General features: G+C 72.0%; 18 protein-coding genes. 16 read left to right on the forward strand and 2 right to left on the reverse strand.

The window, feature by feature from the left end; all coding sequences use genetic code 11:
* Nucleotides 1–95 precede the first annotated feature (95 nt).
* The 4 genes from BKE38_RS33575 (at nucleotide 96) to BKE38_RS03025 (ending at nucleotide 3,134) form a co-directional block, all read left to right on the forward strand.
* The gene (locus tag BKE38_RS33575; RefSeq protein WP_278247598.1) at nucleotides 96–230 is read left to right on the forward strand and encodes a hypothetical protein; all 135 of its coding nucleotides are present in this window, start codon (nucleotides 96–98) and stop codon (nucleotides 228–230) included.
* Nucleotides 230–922 (forward strand): hypothetical protein, encoded by a 693-nt coding sequence (locus tag BKE38_RS03015; protein ID WP_076955888.1) that lies wholly within the window; start codon nucleotides 230–232, stop codon nucleotides 920–922. The genes BKE38_RS33575 and BKE38_RS03015 overlap by 1 nt, the downstream gene beginning before the upstream one ends.
* Nucleotides 919–2,001: a toxic anion resistance protein gene (locus tag BKE38_RS03020; protein ID WP_076955889.1), complete on the forward strand. Its 1,083-nt coding sequence runs from the start codon at nucleotides 919–921 to the stop codon at nucleotides 1,999–2,001. Before BKE38_RS03015 ends, BKE38_RS03020 begins: the two co-directional genes overlap by 4 nt.
* Nucleotides 2,002–2,075: 74 nt before the next feature.
* Nucleotides 2,076–3,134 (forward strand): alcohol dehydrogenase, encoded by a 1,059-nt coding sequence (locus BKE38_RS03025; RefSeq protein ID WP_076955890.1) that lies wholly within the window; start codon nucleotides 2,076–2,078, stop codon nucleotides 3,132–3,134.
* A gap of 230 nt (nucleotides 3,135–3,364) precedes the next feature.
* Here the strand turns inward: BKE38_RS03025 and BKE38_RS03030 are convergent, their stop codons facing one another.
* Nucleotides 3,365–4,612, reverse strand: a complete 1,248-nt coding sequence (locus BKE38_RS03030; protein WP_076955891.1) for an amidase — start codon at nucleotides 4,610–4,612, stop codon at nucleotides 3,365–3,367.
* Between the two features lie 10 nt (nucleotides 4,613–4,622).
* Nucleotides 4,623–5,654 carry a bile acid:sodium symporter family protein gene (locus BKE38_RS03035; RefSeq protein WP_076955892.1) on the reverse strand — a complete coding sequence of 344 codons (1,032 nt, stop codon included), beginning with the start codon at nucleotides 5,652–5,654 and terminating at the stop codon, nucleotides 4,623–4,625.
* 130 nt (nucleotides 5,655–5,784) lie between these two features.
* Between BKE38_RS03035 and BKE38_RS03040 the strand changes: the two genes are divergently transcribed.
* The 12 genes from BKE38_RS03040 (at nucleotide 5,785) to BKE38_RS03095 (ending at nucleotide 18,686) form a co-directional block, all read left to right on the forward strand.
* Nucleotides 5,785–6,642: a LysR family transcriptional regulator gene (locus tag BKE38_RS03040; protein ID WP_076955893.1), complete on the forward strand. Its 858-nt coding sequence runs from the start codon at nucleotides 5,785–5,787 to the stop codon at nucleotides 6,640–6,642.
* 48 nt (nucleotides 6,643–6,690) lie between these two features.
* Nucleotides 6,691–7,239 (forward strand): hypothetical protein, encoded by a 549-nt coding sequence (locus tag BKE38_RS03045; RefSeq protein ID WP_076955894.1) that lies wholly within the window; start codon nucleotides 6,691–6,693, stop codon nucleotides 7,237–7,239.
* A gap of 78 nt (nucleotides 7,240–7,317) precedes the next feature.
* The gene (locus BKE38_RS03050; protein ID WP_076955895.1) at nucleotides 7,318–7,698 is read left to right on the forward strand and encodes a hypothetical protein; all 381 of its coding nucleotides are present in this window, start codon (nucleotides 7,318–7,320) and stop codon (nucleotides 7,696–7,698) included.
* Nucleotides 7,699–7,705: 7 nt separating this feature from the next.
* Nucleotides 7,706–8,965, forward strand: coding sequence for an MFS transporter (locus BKE38_RS03055; protein ID WP_278247600.1), 1,260 nt, complete (start codon nucleotides 7,706–7,708; stop codon nucleotides 8,963–8,965).
* Nucleotides 8,962–9,942: a Gfo/Idh/MocA family protein gene (locus tag BKE38_RS03060; RefSeq protein ID WP_076955896.1), complete on the forward strand. Its 981-nt coding sequence runs from the start codon at nucleotides 8,962–8,964 to the stop codon at nucleotides 9,940–9,942. The genes BKE38_RS03055 and BKE38_RS03060 overlap by 4 nt, the downstream gene beginning before the upstream one ends.
* Before the next feature lie 356 nt (nucleotides 9,943–10,298).
* Nucleotides 10,299–10,649, forward strand: a complete 351-nt coding sequence (locus BKE38_RS03065; RefSeq protein ID WP_076955897.1) for a RidA family protein — start codon at nucleotides 10,299–10,301, stop codon at nucleotides 10,647–10,649.
* 351 nt (nucleotides 10,650–11,000) lie between these two features.
* A complete protein-coding gene (locus tag BKE38_RS03070; RefSeq protein ID WP_242662154.1) occupies nucleotides 11,001–11,720 on the forward strand; it encodes a CHAP domain-containing protein in 720 nt (239 codons plus the stop codon).
* Between the two features lie 213 nt (nucleotides 11,721–11,933).
* The gene (locus tag BKE38_RS03075) at nucleotides 11,934–14,255 is read left to right on the forward strand and encodes a molybdopterin-dependent oxidoreductase (RefSeq protein WP_076955899.1); all 2,322 of its coding nucleotides are present in this window, start codon (nucleotides 11,934–11,936) and stop codon (nucleotides 14,253–14,255) included.
* Nucleotides 14,252–15,826: a PhoX family protein gene (locus tag BKE38_RS03080; RefSeq protein ID WP_076955900.1), complete on the forward strand. Its 1,575-nt coding sequence runs from the start codon at nucleotides 14,252–14,254 to the stop codon at nucleotides 15,824–15,826. The genes BKE38_RS03075 and BKE38_RS03080 overlap by 4 nt, the downstream gene beginning before the upstream one ends.
* 54 nt (nucleotides 15,827–15,880) lie before the next feature.
* Entirely contained in the window at nucleotides 15,881–16,930 is a 1,050-nt protein-coding gene (locus tag BKE38_RS03085; RefSeq protein WP_076955901.1) for a phosphotransferase, read from the forward strand.
* Nucleotides 16,931–16,932: 2 nt separating this feature from the next.
* Nucleotides 16,933–18,249: an aspartate aminotransferase family protein gene (locus tag BKE38_RS03090; RefSeq protein ID WP_420014291.1), complete on the forward strand. Its 1,317-nt coding sequence runs from the start codon at nucleotides 16,933–16,935 to the stop codon at nucleotides 18,247–18,249.
* Between the two features lie 188 nt (nucleotides 18,250–18,437).
* Nucleotides 18,438–18,686, forward strand: a complete 249-nt coding sequence (locus BKE38_RS03095; RefSeq protein WP_076955903.1) for a hypothetical protein — start codon at nucleotides 18,438–18,440, stop codon at nucleotides 18,684–18,686.
* The last annotated feature ends 1 nt before the right edge of the window (nucleotide 18,687 follow it).

Genomic DNA, 18,687 nt, shown 5'->3' on the forward strand with positions numbered 1-18,687 from the left:
CCCGCCAGGGCAATCTGTTCTGCATGCGACGCCATGCCCGGTCCGCGGCGCCCTCCGCCGGACTTCCCCTTGCCGATCGGCTGGAAAGCCGCCTCGTGGCCCTGCTGCCGGAACGGCTGCGGCGGGAGAGCCCGCTCGGCCGTGCCGCCGGCTTCGTCCTGCTGGGGCTGTCGCTCTGGCTGGTCTCGCTGATGGCGCTGTTCCGCGCCATCATCGGGGTGTTTTCCTGATGTTCCGGCAGTTTCGCGGCACCATGCTGGTGCTGGTGGCGCTGCCGCTGGCGCCGGCGCTGCTGGTCAACCTGATCTCCGGGGCGCAGCGGCCGCTGCTCGGCCTGCTGCTGGGGCTGGGTCTGCTGGGGCTGGCCCTGCACCGGCTGCGCCGCGGCAGGATCGCCCGGGCGGCGCTGCTGGCCGGCGTCGCCACCGGGCTGATCGCCGGCATGGCAGCCGGCGTCCCGCCGCTCGGCGCCGTGGTCTTCGGCCTGATGGGCTTCTTCGGCGCCAAGCTGCTCTATGCCGAGGCGCCGCCCGCCGTGGTCGAGCCACCGGCGCCGCCACCGCCGCCCGCGCCCGACCTGCTGGAGGTGCCGCGCGCCCGCCTGGCCGCCCTGGCCGCCAGCGACGCCCGGCTGCGCCCGGCGGTTGCCGCGCTGCGCGAGCTGATGGCAGAGCTGGCGCTGCGCCCGTCCGGCCTCGGCGAGGCGCGGCGCTTCATGAACCTGCAGCTCGACGGGCTGGAGCGGATCGACACCACGCTGGGCCGCGGCGCCGAGCCGCCGCCGCGGCTCGACACCCTGGTCGAGGACATGGCGCGCGGCAGCATCCAGCTGCGCGACCGGCTGCGCGCCGCCGAGACCGAGGCGCTGGAGATCCAGGTCAAGGTGCTGGCCGACCGACTGCGAGAGGAGGGTTACGCATGAGCCAATCCGCCGGGGTGAAGACCACCGAGACGCTGAGCCGCGAGACCATCGCGCCGGAGCGGGTGACCGCGCTGGCCGCCGAGATCGACCTGCGCGACCCCTCCACCATCCTGCGCTTCGGCGCCGAGGCACAGACCCGCGCGGCCACGGCGGCGGATGCCATGCTGGGCGCCGTGCGCAACCAGTCGACCGGCGAGGCGGGCGAGGCGCTGTCCGGCCTGCTGACCACGCTGCGCGGCTTTGACGTCACCGCGCTGGGCGAGAAGCCGAGCTTCTTCGCCCGCGTCTTCCGCAGGGCGGGCGCCGAGGCGGCAGTGGTGCTGCAGCGCTACGAGACGGTGCGCGGCCAGATCGAGACCATCGGCGACAAGCTGGACAACCACCGCACCCGGCTGATGGAGGATGTCGAGCGGCTGGAGCGCCTCTACGGCGCGACGCTCGACTGGTTCCATGCGCTGGCCGAGCATATCGCCGCCGGCGAGACGGTGCTGGCCCGCACCGACGCGGAGGTCATCCCGCGCGCCGAGGTCTCGGCCGCCGACGCGACCAACCCGCTGGGCCCGCAGCGGCTGCGCGACCTGCGCGCGGCGCGGGACGAGCTCGACCGGCGGGTGCACGACCTGCGGCTGACGCGGCAGGTGGCGATGCAGTCGCTGCCCGGCATGCGGCTGATCCAGGAGAACGACAAGGCGCTGGCGTCCAAGATCCATTCGGTGCTGGCCAACACGGTGCCGCTGTGGCGCACCCAGCTGGCCCAGGCGCTGGCCATCCAGAACATGCGCGAGGCCAGCGGCGCCGTGCGCGCCGCGACCGACCTGACCAACAAGCTGCTGACCGCCAATGCCGAGACGCTGCGCCAGGGCAATGCCGAGGCGCGCATCGAGGTCGAGCGCGGCGTCTTCGACCTGGCCGCTGTGCAGCAGGCCAATGCCGCGCTGGTGGCGACGCTGGAGGACAGCCTGCGCATCGCCGAGGAAGGCCGCGCCGCCCGCCGCCAGGCCACCACCGAGCTGGCCAAGGCGGAAGCCGAGATCCGTCGCGCGCTGAGCGCCGCCGGCGCGCCGCCGCGCCGGGCATGATCCTGCCGGCGGGGGCTTGACCCGCCGCGCGCCAGGGTTTCCCATCCCTTGAGTCCAAGAAGGGAGTAGGAACCATGCGTGGCTGGGCCGTGGTCGAATGCGGGGAACCGCTGCAGAATATCGAGCTGCCGCTGGCCGAGCCGGTCGGCGAGGAAGTGCTGGTCGAGGTGACGCATTGCGGCGTCTGCCATTCCGACCTGCATATCTGGGAAGGCAGCTACGACATGGGCAGCCGCGGCAAGATGTCGCTGAAGGACCGCGGCGTGGTCCTGCCGCTGGCGATGGGGCATGAGATCGTCGGCCGTGTCGCCAAGCTCGGCCCGGATGCGAAAGGCGTGAAGGTCGGCGACCTGCGCATCGTCTTCCCCTGGCTCGGCTGCGGCAAGTGCAACCGCTGCCAGTCGGGCCAGGACAATATGTGCCAGGTGGCCGCCCGCAGCATGGGCGTGTTCCAGAACGGCGGCTATGCCACCCATGTCATGGCGCGCAGCCCGAACCACCTGATCGCTTTCGACGGCATCGATCCGGCGGTGGCGGCGACCTATGCCTGCTCGGGCGTCACCGTCTACTCCGCCATCCAGAAGGTGCTGCCGCTGCCGCCCGAGACGCCGATCGTCGTCGTCGGAGCCGGCGGCCTTGGGCTGAATGCCATCGAGATCCTGAAGGCGCTGGGCCATAAGCGCATCGTCTCGGTCGACATCTCGGCCGAGAAGCTGGACGGCGCCAAGAAGGCCGGTGCCACCGACACGCTGCAGGCCGGCGGCGAGGACACCACCGCGCGCCTGGTCGCCCTCTGCGGCGGCCCGGTCGAGGCGGTGATCGACCTGGTCAACGGCACCCAGACCGCGCGCTTCGCCATCGACGCGCTGGGCAAGGGCGGCAAGCTGATCCAGGTCGGGCTGTTCGGCGGCGAGATGAACGTGCCGCTGCCGCTGATGGCGACCAAGGCCCTGACCATCCGCGGCAGCTATGTCGGCAACCCGCAGGAACTGCGCGAGGTCGTCGGCCTGGCCCAGCAGGGCAAGCTGTCGCCGCTGCCGGTCAGCACCACGCCGGCCTCGGAAGTGAACAACGTCCTCAACCGGCTGAAGGACGGGAAGATCAACGGGCGGGTCGTGCTGACGGCTGCCTGACGCGAAGGCAAGCCAAAGGTCGGGGGAATGAATTCCCCCGAGCCCCCATCTTTTTTCTGTTCTGTTGGCCGTTGCGGGGTCAGCGCCCTTTCTGCGGCAGCACCAGGGCGTTGCGGCCGGGCCGTGGCGCGTCCGTCTCCACGCGGACATGGCAATTAGAGAGAAAAAAGAAGGGGTCCAGGGGAATTCATTCCCCTGGCCTGTCTTCCCTTTACTTTCCGATGTTCCCTTTACTTTCCGATGACCGTCTCGACCCACTGCGCCCACCCGAGAAGTGCTGCATCCCAGCCGAAGGGCGCGACCAGCTGGATGCCCAGCGGCATCCCCGCCGGGCCGCGGGCGGCGTCCAGGGTGATGCAGGGGCCATGCAGCGCGGTCCACAGCGCGTTGCAGACCGGCTCGCCGGTCCAGTCGAGGCCTTCGGGCGCTTCGCCGGGGGCCGAGGCGGTCAGCAGGATGTCGTGATCCGCCATGAGATCGGCGAAGGCGGCGCGGCCGGCGGCAAAGGTGGCGCGGCCCTGGGCAAGGGTCGCGGCGGTCATCTTCTCGGCCCAGTCGAGGCGCTCGTTCAGCACTTCGGACATCTGGCCGCGATGGTGGGCGCGTTCCCAGGCCAGGGCCTGCAGCGTTTCGCCATGCATGACGGTGGGATGGGCCTGGTCCACGGCCAGGACGGCCTCGGGCAAGACCAGCGTCGTCACCTTGGCGCCGGCGGCGGAAAGGCGATGGGCGGTGTCGTCCAGCAGGGTGCGGGTCTCGGGCGTCAGGCGGCCCTCGGCGGGACCGGAGCACAGCGCGATGCGCGGCGCGGTCTCGGCGACGCCAGAGAGATCCTGGTTGGTCAGGACACCGGCAAAGAGCGCGCAATCCGCGGCCCTCTTGCCGAAGACGCCGATGGTGTCGAGGCTTTCGGCCATCACCTTCATCCCCGCCCGGTGGATCAGCCCATGGCTGGGCTTGAAGCCGGCGACGCCGCAATAGGCGGCCGGGCGCAGGATCGAGCCGGCGGTCTGGGTGCCGAAGGCCAGCGGGAAGAAGCCGGCGGCGACGCCGGCCGCGGAGCCGGAGCTCGACCCGCCCGGGGTGCGCGTCGCGCCATGCGGATTCGTCGTCGGGCCGGCGCGGCGGGTGGCGAATTCGGTGGTCACCGTCTTGCCGATGACGCGGCCGCCGGCCGAGCGCGCGCGGCTGACGGCGAAGGCATCGGCCTTCGGCTGGTGGCCGGTCCAGATCGGCGAGCCGTATTCCGTGGGCAGGTCGCCGGTGTCGAGGACATCCTTGACGCCGACAGGCAAGCCGCCGAGCGGGCCGGCGATCGCGGCCGGCACCGCGGCGGTGCGGGCGGTGAAGGCGCGCACCACCGGCTCGCGCTCTGCGATGCGCTCCTGGCAGGCTTCCCACAGGGCGTCGGCGGTCAGCTGCCCGGCGGCGATGCGCCGCAGGGCCTCGGTGGCGGAGAGATCGGCGGGATGGGTCATGCCGCCGATGCTAGGCCATATGCGGGGCAGGTCCAGCGTGAAGGGCAGGGGCCTCGGATTTCGTTTCTTCCTGCTCGGCGTGGGAGGCATAGCGACGCGCCAGGGCCGCGCAGGCGAAGAGCTGCAGCTGGTGGAACAGGATCAGCGGCAGCACGATCAGGCCGATGCTCGCCGCGGGGAACAGGATGTTGGCCATCGGGATGCCGCTGGCGATGCTCTTCTTCGAGCCGCAGAAGACGGCGACCACCTCGTCGGCGCGCGACAGGCCCATGCGGCGGCTGACCAGGCGGGTGGCGCCCAGCACGGCGGCCAGCAGCGCCGCGTTCAGCGCCACGATCAGCGCCAGGGTGGTCAGGTCCATCTGCTGCCAGATGCCGGCATTCATGCCCTCGGAAAAGGCGGTGTAGACCGAGATCAGGATCGAGCCACGGTCGACCAGCCCGACCACCAGCTTGTTGCGCTTCAGAAAATTGCCGATCCAGGGCCGCGCCGCCTGGCCGAGGGCGAAGGGCAGCAGCAGGTGCAGCGCGATGTCCTTGACGATGTCGGTGGAGAAGCCGCCGGCGCCGCTGGTCCGCATCAGCAGCGCCACCAGCAGCGGCGTCAGCAGCATGCCGACCAGGTTGGACAGCGTCGCCGCGCACAGGGCGGCCGGCACGTTGCCGCGGGCGACTGCGGTGAAGGCGATCGACGACTGCACCGTCGACGGCAGCACGCAGATGAACAGGATGCCCAAAGCGAGCATCGGCGGCAGGAAGGGCTTCAGAGCGAAGGTCAGCGCCAGGCCCAGGATCGGGAACAGCAGGTAGGTGGAGCCCGCCACCAGCGCCTGCAGCCGCCAGTGCAGCAGCCCGTCCAGCACCGCCTTGGGCGCCAGCTTGGCGCCGTGCAGGAAGAACAGCAGCGCGACGGCCAGCGAGGCGACATGGGTCATGGCCTCCGCCGCCCGGCCCTGGGCCGGCAGCAGCGCCGCCAGGATGACCGTCGCCACCAGCTGGATCAGGAACGGGTCGATGCGCAGGCGGCGCAGGAAGGCGGGCATCGCGGCGGCTCCGGTTGCGGCGCAACCCGATCAGGCCGGTTGCGGTGCAGCAGGACTAGACCCACGCGCCCTCATTCCGCGAGGGAATGTTTTTGATATCAGTCAACGCGATCCGTGATAACGGAGGTGTATGGTCCCGCCGCTGCTGCTCCGCTCCTTCCTGGCCGTCGCCGAGACGCGCAGCTTCACCCGCGCCGCCGGGCGGCTGGGGCTGCGCCAATCCACCGTCAGCCAGCACATCCGCAAGCTGGAGGAGCAGCTGGGCCGCGCCCTCTTCGCCCGCGACACCCATGCGGTCGGGCTGACCCCGGATGGCGACGCCCTGGTCGACTTCGCCCGGCAGGTGCTGGAGGCCCATGCGCGGATGCAGCGCTTCTTCGAGGGCAGCCAGCTGCGCGGCCGAATCAGGCTCGGCGCCTCGGAGGATTTCGTGAGCGCCCAGCTGGCCCAGGTGCTGGCCGAGTTCACCCAGGCGCATAGCGCGGTCGACCTGGAGCTGACCGTCGGGCTCAGCGGCATCCTCTACGAGCGCTATGACGCGGGCGAGCTCGACGTCATCGTGGTCAAGCGCCGCGCCGGCGACCCGCGCGGCCAGCTCGCCTGGCGCGAGGCGCTGGCCTGGGTCGGCCGCCCCGGCTGGCGCCCGGACCCGGCGCTGCCGCTGCCGCTGGTGCTCTATCCGCCGCCCTCGATCACCCGGGCGCTGGCGCTCGCCGCGCTGGAGGCGGCCGGGCGTTCCTGGCGGGTCGCCTGCTCCAGCGCCAGCCTCAGCGGGCTGCGCGCCGCAGCCCAGGCGGGGCTTGGCGTCGCGCCGCATTCGCGCCGGCTGCTGCCGCCGGGGCTCGCCCCCCTGCCGCCGTCGCGACACCTGCCGCCGCTCGGCGAGATCGAGTTCGTCGTCATCGGCCCCGGCCCGCAGCACCGCGTCGCCGCCGCCCTGATCGAGGCGCTGCTGGCGCGCCCGCCGGAATGGCAGCCGGAGGGCTGACACGCCGCCCCCTGGCGAAGGGCCGGCCGAACCCCCATTTTCGGCGCCATGTCCGATGCCCGCCAGCGAGATGCCACCGGGGGCGCCATCCGGGTGGCAGTCGGCGCCGACGGGGCGCTGCTCTATGCCGTGCCCGGCGGCCCCGAATCCCTGCCCGCCGTCGCCCCCCGCGCCCTGAGCCTGGCCTGGGACGCCGCGCGCGCCGCCGCCGCCGCCGAGGCCTGGGGGCCGCATCGCAGCCTGGCCTTCTCCTCCGGCGTGGTGCTGGCGCTGGCCGATGCCGACGCCGCCTGCTGGGCCGAGGCGGTGGATCGCAGCGTCGGGCTGGAGCGGGTCGAGGGCCTGGCGCTGTGCCTGCGGCTGCTGGCGCTGGTCGAGCTGATGGGCCGCGCCCGCTGGCTGCGCGGCCTCTTCGCCATCGGCGCCGAGGGGATCGAGCTGCACCCGGCGCTGCTCTCGGCCGCCGCGGTGCAGCCGCTCGATGCCGGGGGGCGGTTCGACGAAACCGCCATGAAGCGGCTATTGTCCAACCGCATAGCCGGCACGGCCGGCGCGGCGGTCTCCGGGGAGGGGGCAGGGCGCATCGCTGCGCCCTGATTTCTTTTTCCATTTGGGGGGCTGCGCGCCGGCCGCGCCCCTGCCAGAATCACACCGCCTATTCCGCCGGAGCGCGCCATGAAACGCCTTGTCCTTCCCCTGCTGCTGTTGACGGGCGCCTGCGCCGTGGCCCCGCGCAGCGCCGAGGAGCAGCAGAACGACGCCGCCCGCGCCGCCTGCCGCGCCGATGCCGAGCGGCAGATGCGCTATCGCGAGCGCGGCCAGACCATGCGGGTGGACGAAGCCGAGTCGCGCATGGGCAGCGGCGCCTATATCGGCAATCCGATGGAGCGCAGCCAGCTCGGCGCCCGCTTCGAGATGGAGCAGATGATCACCGAGTGCCTGCGCGGCGCCAATGCGCAGCAGCAGGCCGCCCCGGCCGCCATCGTCGACACGCCGGCCGCGCCGGCGCCGACGCCCGCCGCCACCCCGCCGGCCCGGAGCCGGCGAGGCCGCTGACCTGCCGCTGTTCCGGTCGCCCTTCGGCGCGCTGTCCCGCGCGCTGGCGACCCGGAATGCGCGGATCTTCTTCGGCGCCAGCCTGACCTCCTGGACCGGCCTCTGGATGCACCGCATCGCGGTCGCCTGGCTGGCCTGGGAGATGACCCGCAGCGCGTTGTGGGTCGGGCTGGTCGCCTTCAGCGACCTGGCCCCCGCCGCGGTGATCAGCCCGATCGCCGGCGCGGTCGCCGACCGGCTCGACCGGCTGAAGCTCGCCACCATCTCCCAGGCGGTGATCGGGATCGAGGCGGCGGCGGTCGCCACGCTGGTCGCCACCGACAACATTTCGATCGGCCTGCTGGTGGCGCTCGAGCTCTGCAGCGGTACGGCGGCCAGCTTCGCCCAGCCGGCGCGGCAGACGCTGATGTCGGGCATCGTGCCGCGCGCCGACCTGCCCGCCGCCGTCGCCTGCAACTCGCTGGTCTTCAACGTCGCCCGCTTCATCGGCCCGGCGCTGGCCGGCCCGGTGATCGCGGTCTTCGGCGTGGCGCCGGCCATCGCCTGCAACGCGCTGGCCTATGGCAGCGCCGTGCTGACCATGCCGATGCTGCGCGTCGACCCGGCGCATCGCCGCGGCCATCCGGCCACCGCCAGCTTCATCGGTGAGGTGCGCGAGGGTTTTCTCTACGTCGCCCGCCACCCCGGCCTCGGGCCGCTGCTGGCCTATGCCGCCAGCATCGGCGTCATGCTGCGCTGCGTGCAGGAGCTGCTGCCGCCCTTCGTCGAGCGCAATTTCGGCCGCGGCGCCGAATCGCTGGCCTTGTTGACCGCCTGCTTCGGCATCGGCGCCCTGGTCGCCGGCTTCTGGCTCGCCGCGCGCGGCCGCACCGCGGGGGCCACCCGCATCGCCATCCGCGCCGGCATGCTGCAGGCGGTCGCCACCATCGGCTTCGTCGCCACCGGCTGGTTCCCGGTCGGGCTGGTCTGCGCCGCGCTGATCGGCGCCAGCGCCTCGCTGCACGGCATCTCGGTGCAGCAGCTGGCGCAGACGGCGGCCGATCCGGCCATGCGCGGCCGGGTGCTGGCGCTGTGGGGGATGATCACCCGGGCCTGCCCGGCGCTGGGGGCGCTGCTGCTGGGCGCCTCGGGCGAGGTCTTCGGCCTGCGCTGGCCGACGCTCGCCTTCTGCGCCCTGGCGCTGGCCATCTATGCCTGGGGCTATGCCCGGCAGCACAGGATCGAAGCGGTGCTGGAAGGCCCGCCTGACGACGGAGAGAACAGATGAGCCTGCAGGCCGCCATCATCGGCATGGGTCGCTGGGGTCGCACCCTGGTGGACAGCGTCCAGGGAAGAAACGAGGCAGGGATCCGCTTCGTCGCCGGCAGCACCGGCACCCCGGACAAGGCGCGCGACTGGGCCGCTGGCCAGGGCATCCGCCTGCATGACAGCTACGAGGCGGCGCTGGCCGACCCCGAGGTGCAGGCCGTCGTGCTGGCGACGCCGCACAAGCTGCACGCCGCCCAGGTCGAGGCCGCCGCCGCCGCCGGCAAGCATGTCTTCGTGGAGAAGCCCTTCACCCTCGACAAGGCCAGCGCCGCCGCGGCCGTCGAGGCCTGCCGCAAGGCCGGCGTGGTGCTGGCGCTCGGCCACAACCGCCGCTTCCTGCCCGCCGTGGCCGAGCTGAAGGCCATGCTGGCCGATGGCCGCATCGGCACGCTGCTGCATGTCGAGGGCCATTTCAGCGGCCCGGGTGCCGCGGCCTACAAGCCGGGCATGTGGCGTGCCGACCGCTCGGAAAGCCCGCTCGGCGGCATGGGCGGCATGGGCATCCACATGATCGACATGATGGTGAACCTGGCCGGCCCGATCGCCGAGGTCGCGGTGACCAGCACCGCCCGCGTGCTGACCAACGGCCTAGACGACACCACCGCCATGCTGTGCCGCTTCGCCTGCGGCGCCACCGGCACCTTCGCGACGCTGGCCTATGCGCCGCGCTGCTGGCGCGTGGCGCTCTATGGCAGCGAAGGCTGGGCGGAGCTCACCGACCACGAGCACCTCGTCTACCGCCCGCGCGAGGGCGAGACGGTGGTGCGCGACTTCCCCAAGGTGGATATCGAGCGCGCCGAGCTGGAAGCCTTCGCCAGCGCCGTCGCCGGGGGGGCGACCTACCCGCTGCCGCTGGACCAGGCGATCCACGGGGTGTCGGTCTTCGAGACGATGATCGTCTCGGCGGCCTCGGGGGGGAGCCACGCGGTTCCTTGAAAAGGTTGGGGGAATGAATTCCCCCAAACCCCCATCTTTTTTCTGGTCACCGGCCGTGGCAGGACCTGCGCATCGCCAGGGCGTCACGGCGGGCCTCCTTTCATAATGTGCGCAGCCTGCGCAGCCGCCGGGTACGGCCTCCCACCCGGAGTTTGGGCAGCGGCAGCATGGACAGGAAAACGAAGGGGTCCAGGGGAATTCATTCCCTGGCCTGCCTCTCCGCTTCCATCGTCGCTGACTTCACCTTGTCTTTTCCCGCTGCCCCCCACCTTGCCGCGTGGCAGGCCCAGCCTTAGAAGCGGCGGGTCTCGTGTCGCTGGCGTTGCGCCGGCGGCTTCACCGCAGGGAGCGCGACGATGAGCAAGATCACCCGTCATGACAGCAACGCGGTTCTTTCCGGCGCTGTCGAGTATCATGGTTTCGTCTTCCTGGCGGGCATGACCGCCGACGACCTGTCCCAGGACGTGCTGGGCCAGACCAAGCAGGTCCTGGCCAAGATCGATGCCGCCCTCGAGGGTCATGGCACCGACAAGACCCGCCTGCTGCAGGCGCAGATCTGGCTGAAGGACATTCGCGACCGCGACGCGATGAACAAGCTGTGGTCGGCCTGGCTGCCGGAAGGCGGCGCCCCGGTCCGCGCCTGCGTCCAGGCGAACATGGCCGACCCGCGCCATCTGGTTGAGATCATGATCACCGCCTGCCGCTGATTGGTTTTTCCAGGGGTTCCTGAAGGAGCTCCTGGCTTGGCCAGCGACGAATCGGCGTCTCGGGGGCAACCTTGAGGCGCCGTTTTTGTTAACGGATTGAAGCACTTGCAGACCCTGTTGCGGATTTGTCGCAACAGTGTGGCTTCACATGCGGTTGAGCCGCTTCGTAGGATTTACTTCTCATTAAGGCGCGGTTCACAGCAGGTGAATTCGCGAATCACGCCGCATTTCGAGCTGTAACATACCCAGCAGTTGCCCGGCCTCGCGCCGAGTTGGTAGCCCAGGGTCATCGCGACGCAAGTCGTGATGGGGGCAGTTGTTGGGGGTTTCATGCGAGGCAAGAGCACAGCGGTGGCATTCGCCGTCCTGTTGGGTGCGTTCTGCACGGGTCATTCGGCCGATGCCGCGACCAGTCGGAACGCCCGGGAGACGGTGAAGCAGCAGCCGCGGGCCGCCTCGACCCAGCATGCCGCGGCGGCCAGCCGCAGCGCCAAGCCGACCACCGCCAAGCCGCAGCAGGTCGCCCGCCGCGCCGGTATCCCGGCGCAGAGCTTCGCCGGCATCTCCTGCGTTCCCTATGCCCGCTCGGTCACCGGCATGGAGATCAGCGGCAATGCTTATGCCTGGTGGGCCAATGCCGCCGGCGTCTATGCCCGCAGCCAGCGCCCGGAGCGCGGCTCGGTGCTCAGCTTCCGCTCCTCGGGCGGCATGCGCTCGGGCCATGTGGCCGTGGTCTCCCGCGTGCTTGGCCCGCGCGAGGTGCTGATCGACCACGCCAACTGGGAAGGCCCGGGGATCCGCAAGGGCACCGTGATGCGCGGCGTCTCGGTGATCGACGCCTCCGAGAACAACGACTGGACCTCGGTCCGCGTCCAGGTCGGCTATAGCGACGCCAATTACGGCCGCGCCTATCCGACCAACGGCTTCATCCACAACCGCGCCGTCGGCTCGGTGCGCACCGCCGCGGCGAATGGCTTCGAGGAGGTCGCCGAGGCCCCGGCGCCGGCCCGCGCCCATGCCGAGCACCTGGCCGGCGCCATCCAGAACATGGCGCGCGACGCCGCCCGCTAAGGCGTCTCCCGACGCCAGACTGCTCCGGACCGGACCGGGCCTCTCGCCCGCCGGTCCGGCCCCCCTCCGCCCGACGCGCTTGCCGCGGGGCAGGGCTCCAGCCGACCGGGCTGGAACACGGCTTTTCCCATCGCTTTCGCGCTGCCGCATCTTTCTTCCGCCGCCGTCGCGGCGCATTCTCCGCCGCCGCCGGGGTTGAAGGAGTGTCGCACCATGGCCGTCATCAAGCCGCATGCCGCGCATTGGGGCAGCTACGACGCCGTGGTCGAGGACGGCCGCGTCACCGGCATCCGCCCCTTCGCGCGCGACCCCAATCCCGGCGCGCTGCTCGGCGCGGTGCCCGACGCGCTCTATTCCAGGGCGCGCATCGACCAGCCCTATATCCGCGCCGGCTGGCTGCGCGGCGAGCGCCGCGGCGCCGAGCGCGGCGACCGCGACTTTGTTCCGGTGTCCTGGGATCGCGCCATCCGCTTCGCGGCTGAGGCCAGCGCGCAGGTGCGGGCAGAATCCGGCCACACCTCGATCATGGGCGGCTCCTATGGCTGGAGCTCCGCGGGGCGCTTCCATCACGCCAAGAGCCAGCTGCAGCGCTTCCTGGGCCTGGGCGGCGGCTACACCACCCAGGTGACCAACTATTCCTACGGCGCCGGCATGACGCTGATGCCGCATGTCCTCGGCACCAACGACGTCATCCAGGGGCCGGTGACCGACTGGTCCAGCATCCTGAAGCACACGCGGCTGATGCTCTGCATCGGCGGCCTGCCGCTGAAGAACGCGCTGGTCACCGCCGGCGGGGCGGGGGCGCATGAATATGTCCCCTGGCTGAAGCAGATCGCCGAGGCGGGCGTCCGCTTCGTCAATATCTCGCCCTTCCGCGGCGATGCGCCGGACTTCCTGGACGCCGAATGGGTGCCGATCCGGCCCAACACCGACACCGCGCTGATCCTGGCGATGATCCACACCCTGGTGGAAGAAGGGCTGGAGGATCGCGGCTTCCTGGCCACGCATTGCACCGGCTGGGACAGGCTGCGGCCTTACGTGATGGGCGAGGCGGACGGCCAGCCGAAGACCGCCGCTTGGGCTTCGGCCATCACCGAGGTGCCGCTGGAAAAAATCCGCGCCCTGGCCTTCGAGGCGGCGCGGCTGCCGACCATGCTGACCGCCACCTGGTCGATCCAGCGCGCCGAGCATGGCGAGCAGCCCTGGTGGGCGCTGGTCGCGCTGGCCGCGGCGCTGGGCGGCATCGGCAAGCCGGGGCAGGGTGTCACCTTCGGCTATGGCTCGATGAACGGCATGGGCACGCCGCGGCGCGAGATCCCCTCCGTCTCCATGCCGGCCAGCCGCAATGCCGGCGGCCTGTCGATCCCGGTCGCGCGCGTCACCGAGCTGCTGGAGCGCCCGGGCGAGATCCTGCAATACAACGGCCGCGACATCACCCTGCCGGATATCCGCATCATCTGGTGGGCCGGCGGCAATCCCTTCCACCACCACCAGGACCTCAACCGGCTGCTGCGCGCCTGGAACCGGGCCGAGACCATCATCGTGCAGGAGCCGTGGTGGACCGCCGCGGCGCGCCATGCCGACATCGTCCTGCCGGCGACGACGACGCTGGAGCGCAACGACATCGCCTCCTCCTCGCGCGACCGCTTCGTCCGCGCCATGCACCAGGCGGTGGCGCCGGTCGGCCAGGCGCGGCACGACCACGACATGCTGGCCGACATGGCCGAGCATCTGGGCTTCCGCGACCGCTTCACCGAGCAGCGCGACGAGGGCGCCTGGCTGCGCCACCTGTATGAGCGCTGGCGCAATGCCTGCCGCCACTTCGATTTTGCGCCGCCCGGCTTCGAGGAATTCTGGGAGACCGGCCATGTCGAGGTGCCGCCGCCCGAGCAGGACTTTGTCCTGTTCGAGGACTTTGCCCGCGACCCGGCCAACCATCCGCTGAACACGCCCTCGGGCAAGGTCGAGCTGTTCTCGGACACCATCGCCGGCTTCGGCTACGAAGAGATCGGCGGCCATCCGCGCTGGCAGCCGCCGATCGAGTTCCTCGGCGCCGAGCTCGCCGCGCGCTTCCCGCTGCACCTGCTGTCCTACCAGCCGGCGACCCGGCTGCACGGCCAGCTCGACACCGGCCGCGTCGCCGCCGCCAGCAAGATCCAGGGCCGCGAGCCGCTGCTGATGAACCCGGCCGATGCCGCGGCCCGCGGCCTGGCGGACGGCGCCATCATCCGCGTCTTCAACGACCGCGGCGCCTGCCTGGCCGGGCTGCAGGTGACCGACGGCATCCGCCGCGGCGTCGTCGCCATGGCCACCGGCGCCTGGTGGGACCCGGAGCAGCGCCCGGGACGTCTCGACGTGCACGGCAATCCGAATGTGCTGACGCATGACTACGGCACTTCGCGCCTCGGCCAGGGCAGCGCCGCGCAATCCTGCCTGGTCGAGATCGAGGCCTTTGCCGAGGCGCTGCCGCCGGTGACCGTGCATGACGCGCCGCGCCCGGTCGCGGACTCTCCCATGGCCTTGGCGCTGTCGTGACCCGCCGCCGCGCCCTGCTGGCGGGCGTCGCCGGCCTGCCCTTGCTGATGCGCGCCGCGGCGGCCCAGGTGGTCAGCCTGGACATGCCGCCGCTTCGCTTCCCGGTGAAGCTGGATGACAGCCTGGCCCCCGGCTATCGCCGCGAGGTGCTGGTGCGCTGGGGCGACCGCGTCACCTACGACGCCCGCCCCTGGGACCCGCGCCGGCCCTCCGCCGAGGCGGTCTCGACCCAGTTCGGCTGGGACGGGCGGATCTGCGGCATGATCCTGTCGCCCGCCGGCGCCGACGGTCTGTCGCGCGGCGTGCTGGCCGTGGCCCATCCCACCGTCGACCCGGCCATGGTCTATCCCGACGGGCGCGACCGGCCGGCGGTCTCGGCCCAGCTGCAGGGTGCTTCCCTGTTGAACATCGAGAAGCAGGGCGGCCGCTGGGTCGTTGTCGATGGCGGCTTCCAGTCGCGGCGGCTGGCCGGCGACACGCTGTGCCGCCTGACCGGCCCGGCCGCGGAAGCGGTCGGCACCGCCATCCAGGGGCTGCTGGGCCTGTCCGGCGGCTGCGCCACGCCCTGGGGCACGTTGCTGCTGGCCGAGGACGACCCGGCCCCCTGGGTCGCCCGCCTGTCGCGCCTGGACCCGCGCTTCGCCGATGGCACCCGCTTCGGCTGGGTGGCCGAGCTCGACGCCCTCGACCCGGCCGCGGTGCCCGCCAAGCGCACGGCGCTGGCCCGCTTCCCGCGCGGCGACGTGGCGGCGGCCCTGACCCGCGACGGCCGCGCCGTGGTCTATCTGTCCGACCACCGCGCCTTCGGCTTCCTGTTCCGCTTCGTCTCGGCGGGACCGGCGACCGAGCGGGATGCGCTGGACCGCGGCACGCTCTCCGTCGCCCGCGCGACGCGCCAGGGGCTGGCCTGGGAAGCGTTGCCGGCCGGCGCCGGGACGTCCCTCAATCCCATCGCCGCGGCGGGCCAGGCGGCGGCGACGGCCTTCGACCTGCCGGCCGGGCTGGTGGTCGAGCCGCGCTCCGGCCGGCTCTACCTGGCCTGCAAGGGCAATTCCGCCCGCCGCCCCGACCAGGTCGATGCGCTGAACCCGCGCGCCGGGTCGAATGCCGGGCAGGTCCTCGAGATCGTCCCCGCCGGCGGCGACCATGGCGCGGCGACGGCCTCGGCCTCGATCCTGCTGCTGGGCGGCCAGAAGCGGCCGGGCGCCGGATCCTGGCCGGAGGCGCCGTCCACCCTGGCGGTCGACCCGGCCGGGCGGCTGTGGATCGGCACCGACCATGACGGCCGCGTCGGCGCGGAGCCCGACATCCTGTTCGGCTGCGACACCGAGGGGCCGGGCCGGGGCTTCGCGCTGCCGCTCTATGGCGCGCCGCGGGGGGCCGCCATCGGCGGCGCGGCGATGTCGCCCGACGGGCTGGCGCTCTTCGCCCTGGTGCGCACCCCGGGCGCCGAGCCCGGCGCCAGCTTCGACCGCCCCGGCACCCGCTGGCCGGCCTTCGACCCGGCCGTGCCGCCGCGCAGCACCCTGGTCACCCTGCTGCGCGATGGCGGGCAGCGGGTCGGCGGCTGACTTCCCGGCCCCGGTCGCGCGGTGTAGATTGTATAAAATGACTTGGACAGACGCATGACGGAACAGTTGGGGGCGGTGCTGGACAGCCCGGTGCCGGCCATCACCGTGGCGGAGGCCGAGGCCTTCGCCCGCGACGCCTTCGGCCTGGACGGCGCCATCCGCCCGCTGACCGCCGAACGCGACCGCAATTTCCTGCTCGTCGCCCGCGACGGGCGCGAATACGCCATGCGGGTGATCAACGCGGCCGAGGACCCGGCGGTCTCCGACTTCCAGAGCCGCGCGCTGATGCATGCCGCCGCCGCCGATCCGACCCTGCCGGTGCCGCGGCTGCACCTTCCGCTGGCGGGTGACGCGGCCGAGGCGGTCTGGCAGCCGGCCGACGCCGGCCCGCCCTGCCGCGTGCGGGTGCTCGACTATCTGTCCGGCCGGCCGCTGCACCTGACCGCGCCGGACCGCGCCCAGCGCACCGCCATCGGCCAGTGCCTGGCGCGGCTGGACCGGGCATTGTCCGGCTTCCGCCACCCGGCCGAGAGCCATGTGCTGCTCTGGGACATCCAGCGCGCGCTGCAGCTGCGCGGCTTCGCGGAACAGCTGCCGGAGCCCGCCGACCGCGCGCTGGCGCTGGGCATCCTCGACCGGCTGGAGCGGCACGCCCTGCCGCTGCTGCCCGGCCTTCGCCCGCAGGTCATCCACAACGACTTCAACCCGCACAACATCCTGGCCGATGCGGTGGACGACCAGCGGATCACCGGCATCATCGATTTCGGCGACATGGTGCGCGCGCCGCTGGTGCAGGACCTGGCGACCGCCGCCGCCTATTCCCTGGCGCCGGAAGGCCATCCGCTGGAAGGCCCGGCCCAGATCATCGCTGCCTTCGACGCCGCCTGCCCGCTCTGGGAGGAGGAGCTCGAGGTGCTCGCCGACCTGATCGCGACACGGACGGCCGTCTCGGTCATCATCAGCGGCTGGCGCGCCCTGCGGCAGCCGGAGAATGCGGCGTACATCCTGCGCAACTACCCCCGCAGCCTGTCCGGGCTGCGCCGCCTGGGGGCGCTGAGGCGCGAGGATGCAAGGACCTATCTGCGGGAGGCACTCGGCCGATGACCATGATCAACGCCTATGATTCGCGCGCCATCAACGGTGTGGCGGAGCGCGAGCGCGCCCTGATCGCCCGGCGCGAGCGGCTGCTCGGGCCCGCCTACCGGCTGTTCTACGCCAATCCGGTGCATCTGGTGCGCGGCGAGGGGGTCTGGCTCTACGACCCCGACGGCAACCCCTATCTCGACGTCTACAACAACGTCGCTTCCGTCGGCCACTGCCACCCGCATGTCGTGGCGGCGCTGGCCCGCCAGGCCTCGGTGCTGAACACCCACACCCGCTACCTGGGCGAGGGCATCCTCGACTACGCCGAGAAGCTGCTGGGGTATTTCCCGCCCGAGCTCAGCCACGTGATGTTCACCTGCACCGGCAGCGAGGCCAATGACCTGGCCTATCGCGTCGCGCGGTCCTACACCGGCGGCACCGGCTTCATCGTGACCAGGCTCGCCTATCACGGCGTCACCGTCGCCATCTCCGAGATGTCGCCTTCGCTCGGCAACGGCATCACCCTCGGTGAGAACGTCCGCACGGTGCCGGCGCCGGATGGCTATCGCGGCGGCCCGGGCGTGGCCGAGCGCTTCGCCGCCGATGTCCGCGCGGCCATCGCCGAGATGCAGGCCGCCGGCATCACCCCCGCGGCGCTGCTGGTCGACACCGCCTTCACCAGCGATGGCGTCTTCACCGACCCGGCCGGCTTCCTGGCCCCCGCCGTCGAAGCCATCCGCGAGGCCGGCGGATTGTTCATCGCCGACGAGGTGCAGCCCGGCTTCGGCCGCACCGGCGATGCCATGTGGGGTTTTTCCCGGCATGGTCTGGTGCCCGACATGGTCACCATGGGCAAGCCGATGGGCAACGGCCATCCGATCGCCGGCATGGTGGCGCGTCCGGAGATTTTGGCCCGCTTCGGCGAGCGCACCCGCTATTTCAACACCTTCGGCGGCAACCCCGTCTCCTGCGCCGTCGGCCAGGCGGTGCTCGAGGTGATCGAGAGCGAAGGCCTGGTCGAGAACGCGCGGACCACCGGCGCCTATCTGATGGACGGCATCCGCCGCCTGGCCGGGCGCTTCGAGGTGATCGGCGATGTCCGCGGCGCCGGTCTGATGGTCGGCGTCGAGCTGGTTGCCGACCGTGCCAGCAAGGCCCCCGGCACCGCCGCGGCCGCGGCCCTGGTGAATGGGCTGCGCGAGCGGCGGGTGCTGATCAGCGCCTCCGGCCCGCATGCGAACGTGCTGAAGATCCGCCCGCCGCTGGTCTTCCGCCCCGAGCATGCCGACCACTTCCTGGCCGCCATGGAGGCGGTCCTGCCCAGCCTGCCGCGCGGCTGAGGACCGCAAACCGGGGAGGGGTCGTTACGAAACCCCTCACCAAAAAGTTTCCCGCTTTGTTCTTTTTCTGGGGCGGCTGTGGCGGGCCTGCGCTTGCGGCTATGTTCTTTTTCTGTTCCCATTTGCCCATGCCGAGCACCTCCTTTTCCCCGCCTGCGCCATTCTCCTGGACCCCGCCGCACACCCCTGTGGCGCCCCCCTCCTGGCGGATCGCCCCGCGGAACGGGCGGCGTCCCGGCTGGGCGCGGGCGGGCGAAGCTGGCCTGCCCGCGCTTCCCCCGATCCTGCGGTCGCGCGACGCCGCGCGCCTGGCCCTGGCGGCGCTGCCCTGGAAGCGGTGGCACCGCGCCAGCCGGCAGGTGATGCTGGCGGTGGTGCTGGGCATGGGCGGCGGCTGGTTCGTCGGCCGGCTGGCGGTCTTCGCCATCGGCGTGTGAG

Origin of the sequence: Teichococcus deserti, from assembly GCF_001982615.1 — a bacterium.
Classification (GTDB): Bacteria; Pseudomonadota; Alphaproteobacteria; order Acetobacterales; family Acetobacteraceae; genus Pseudoroseomonas; species Pseudoroseomonas deserti.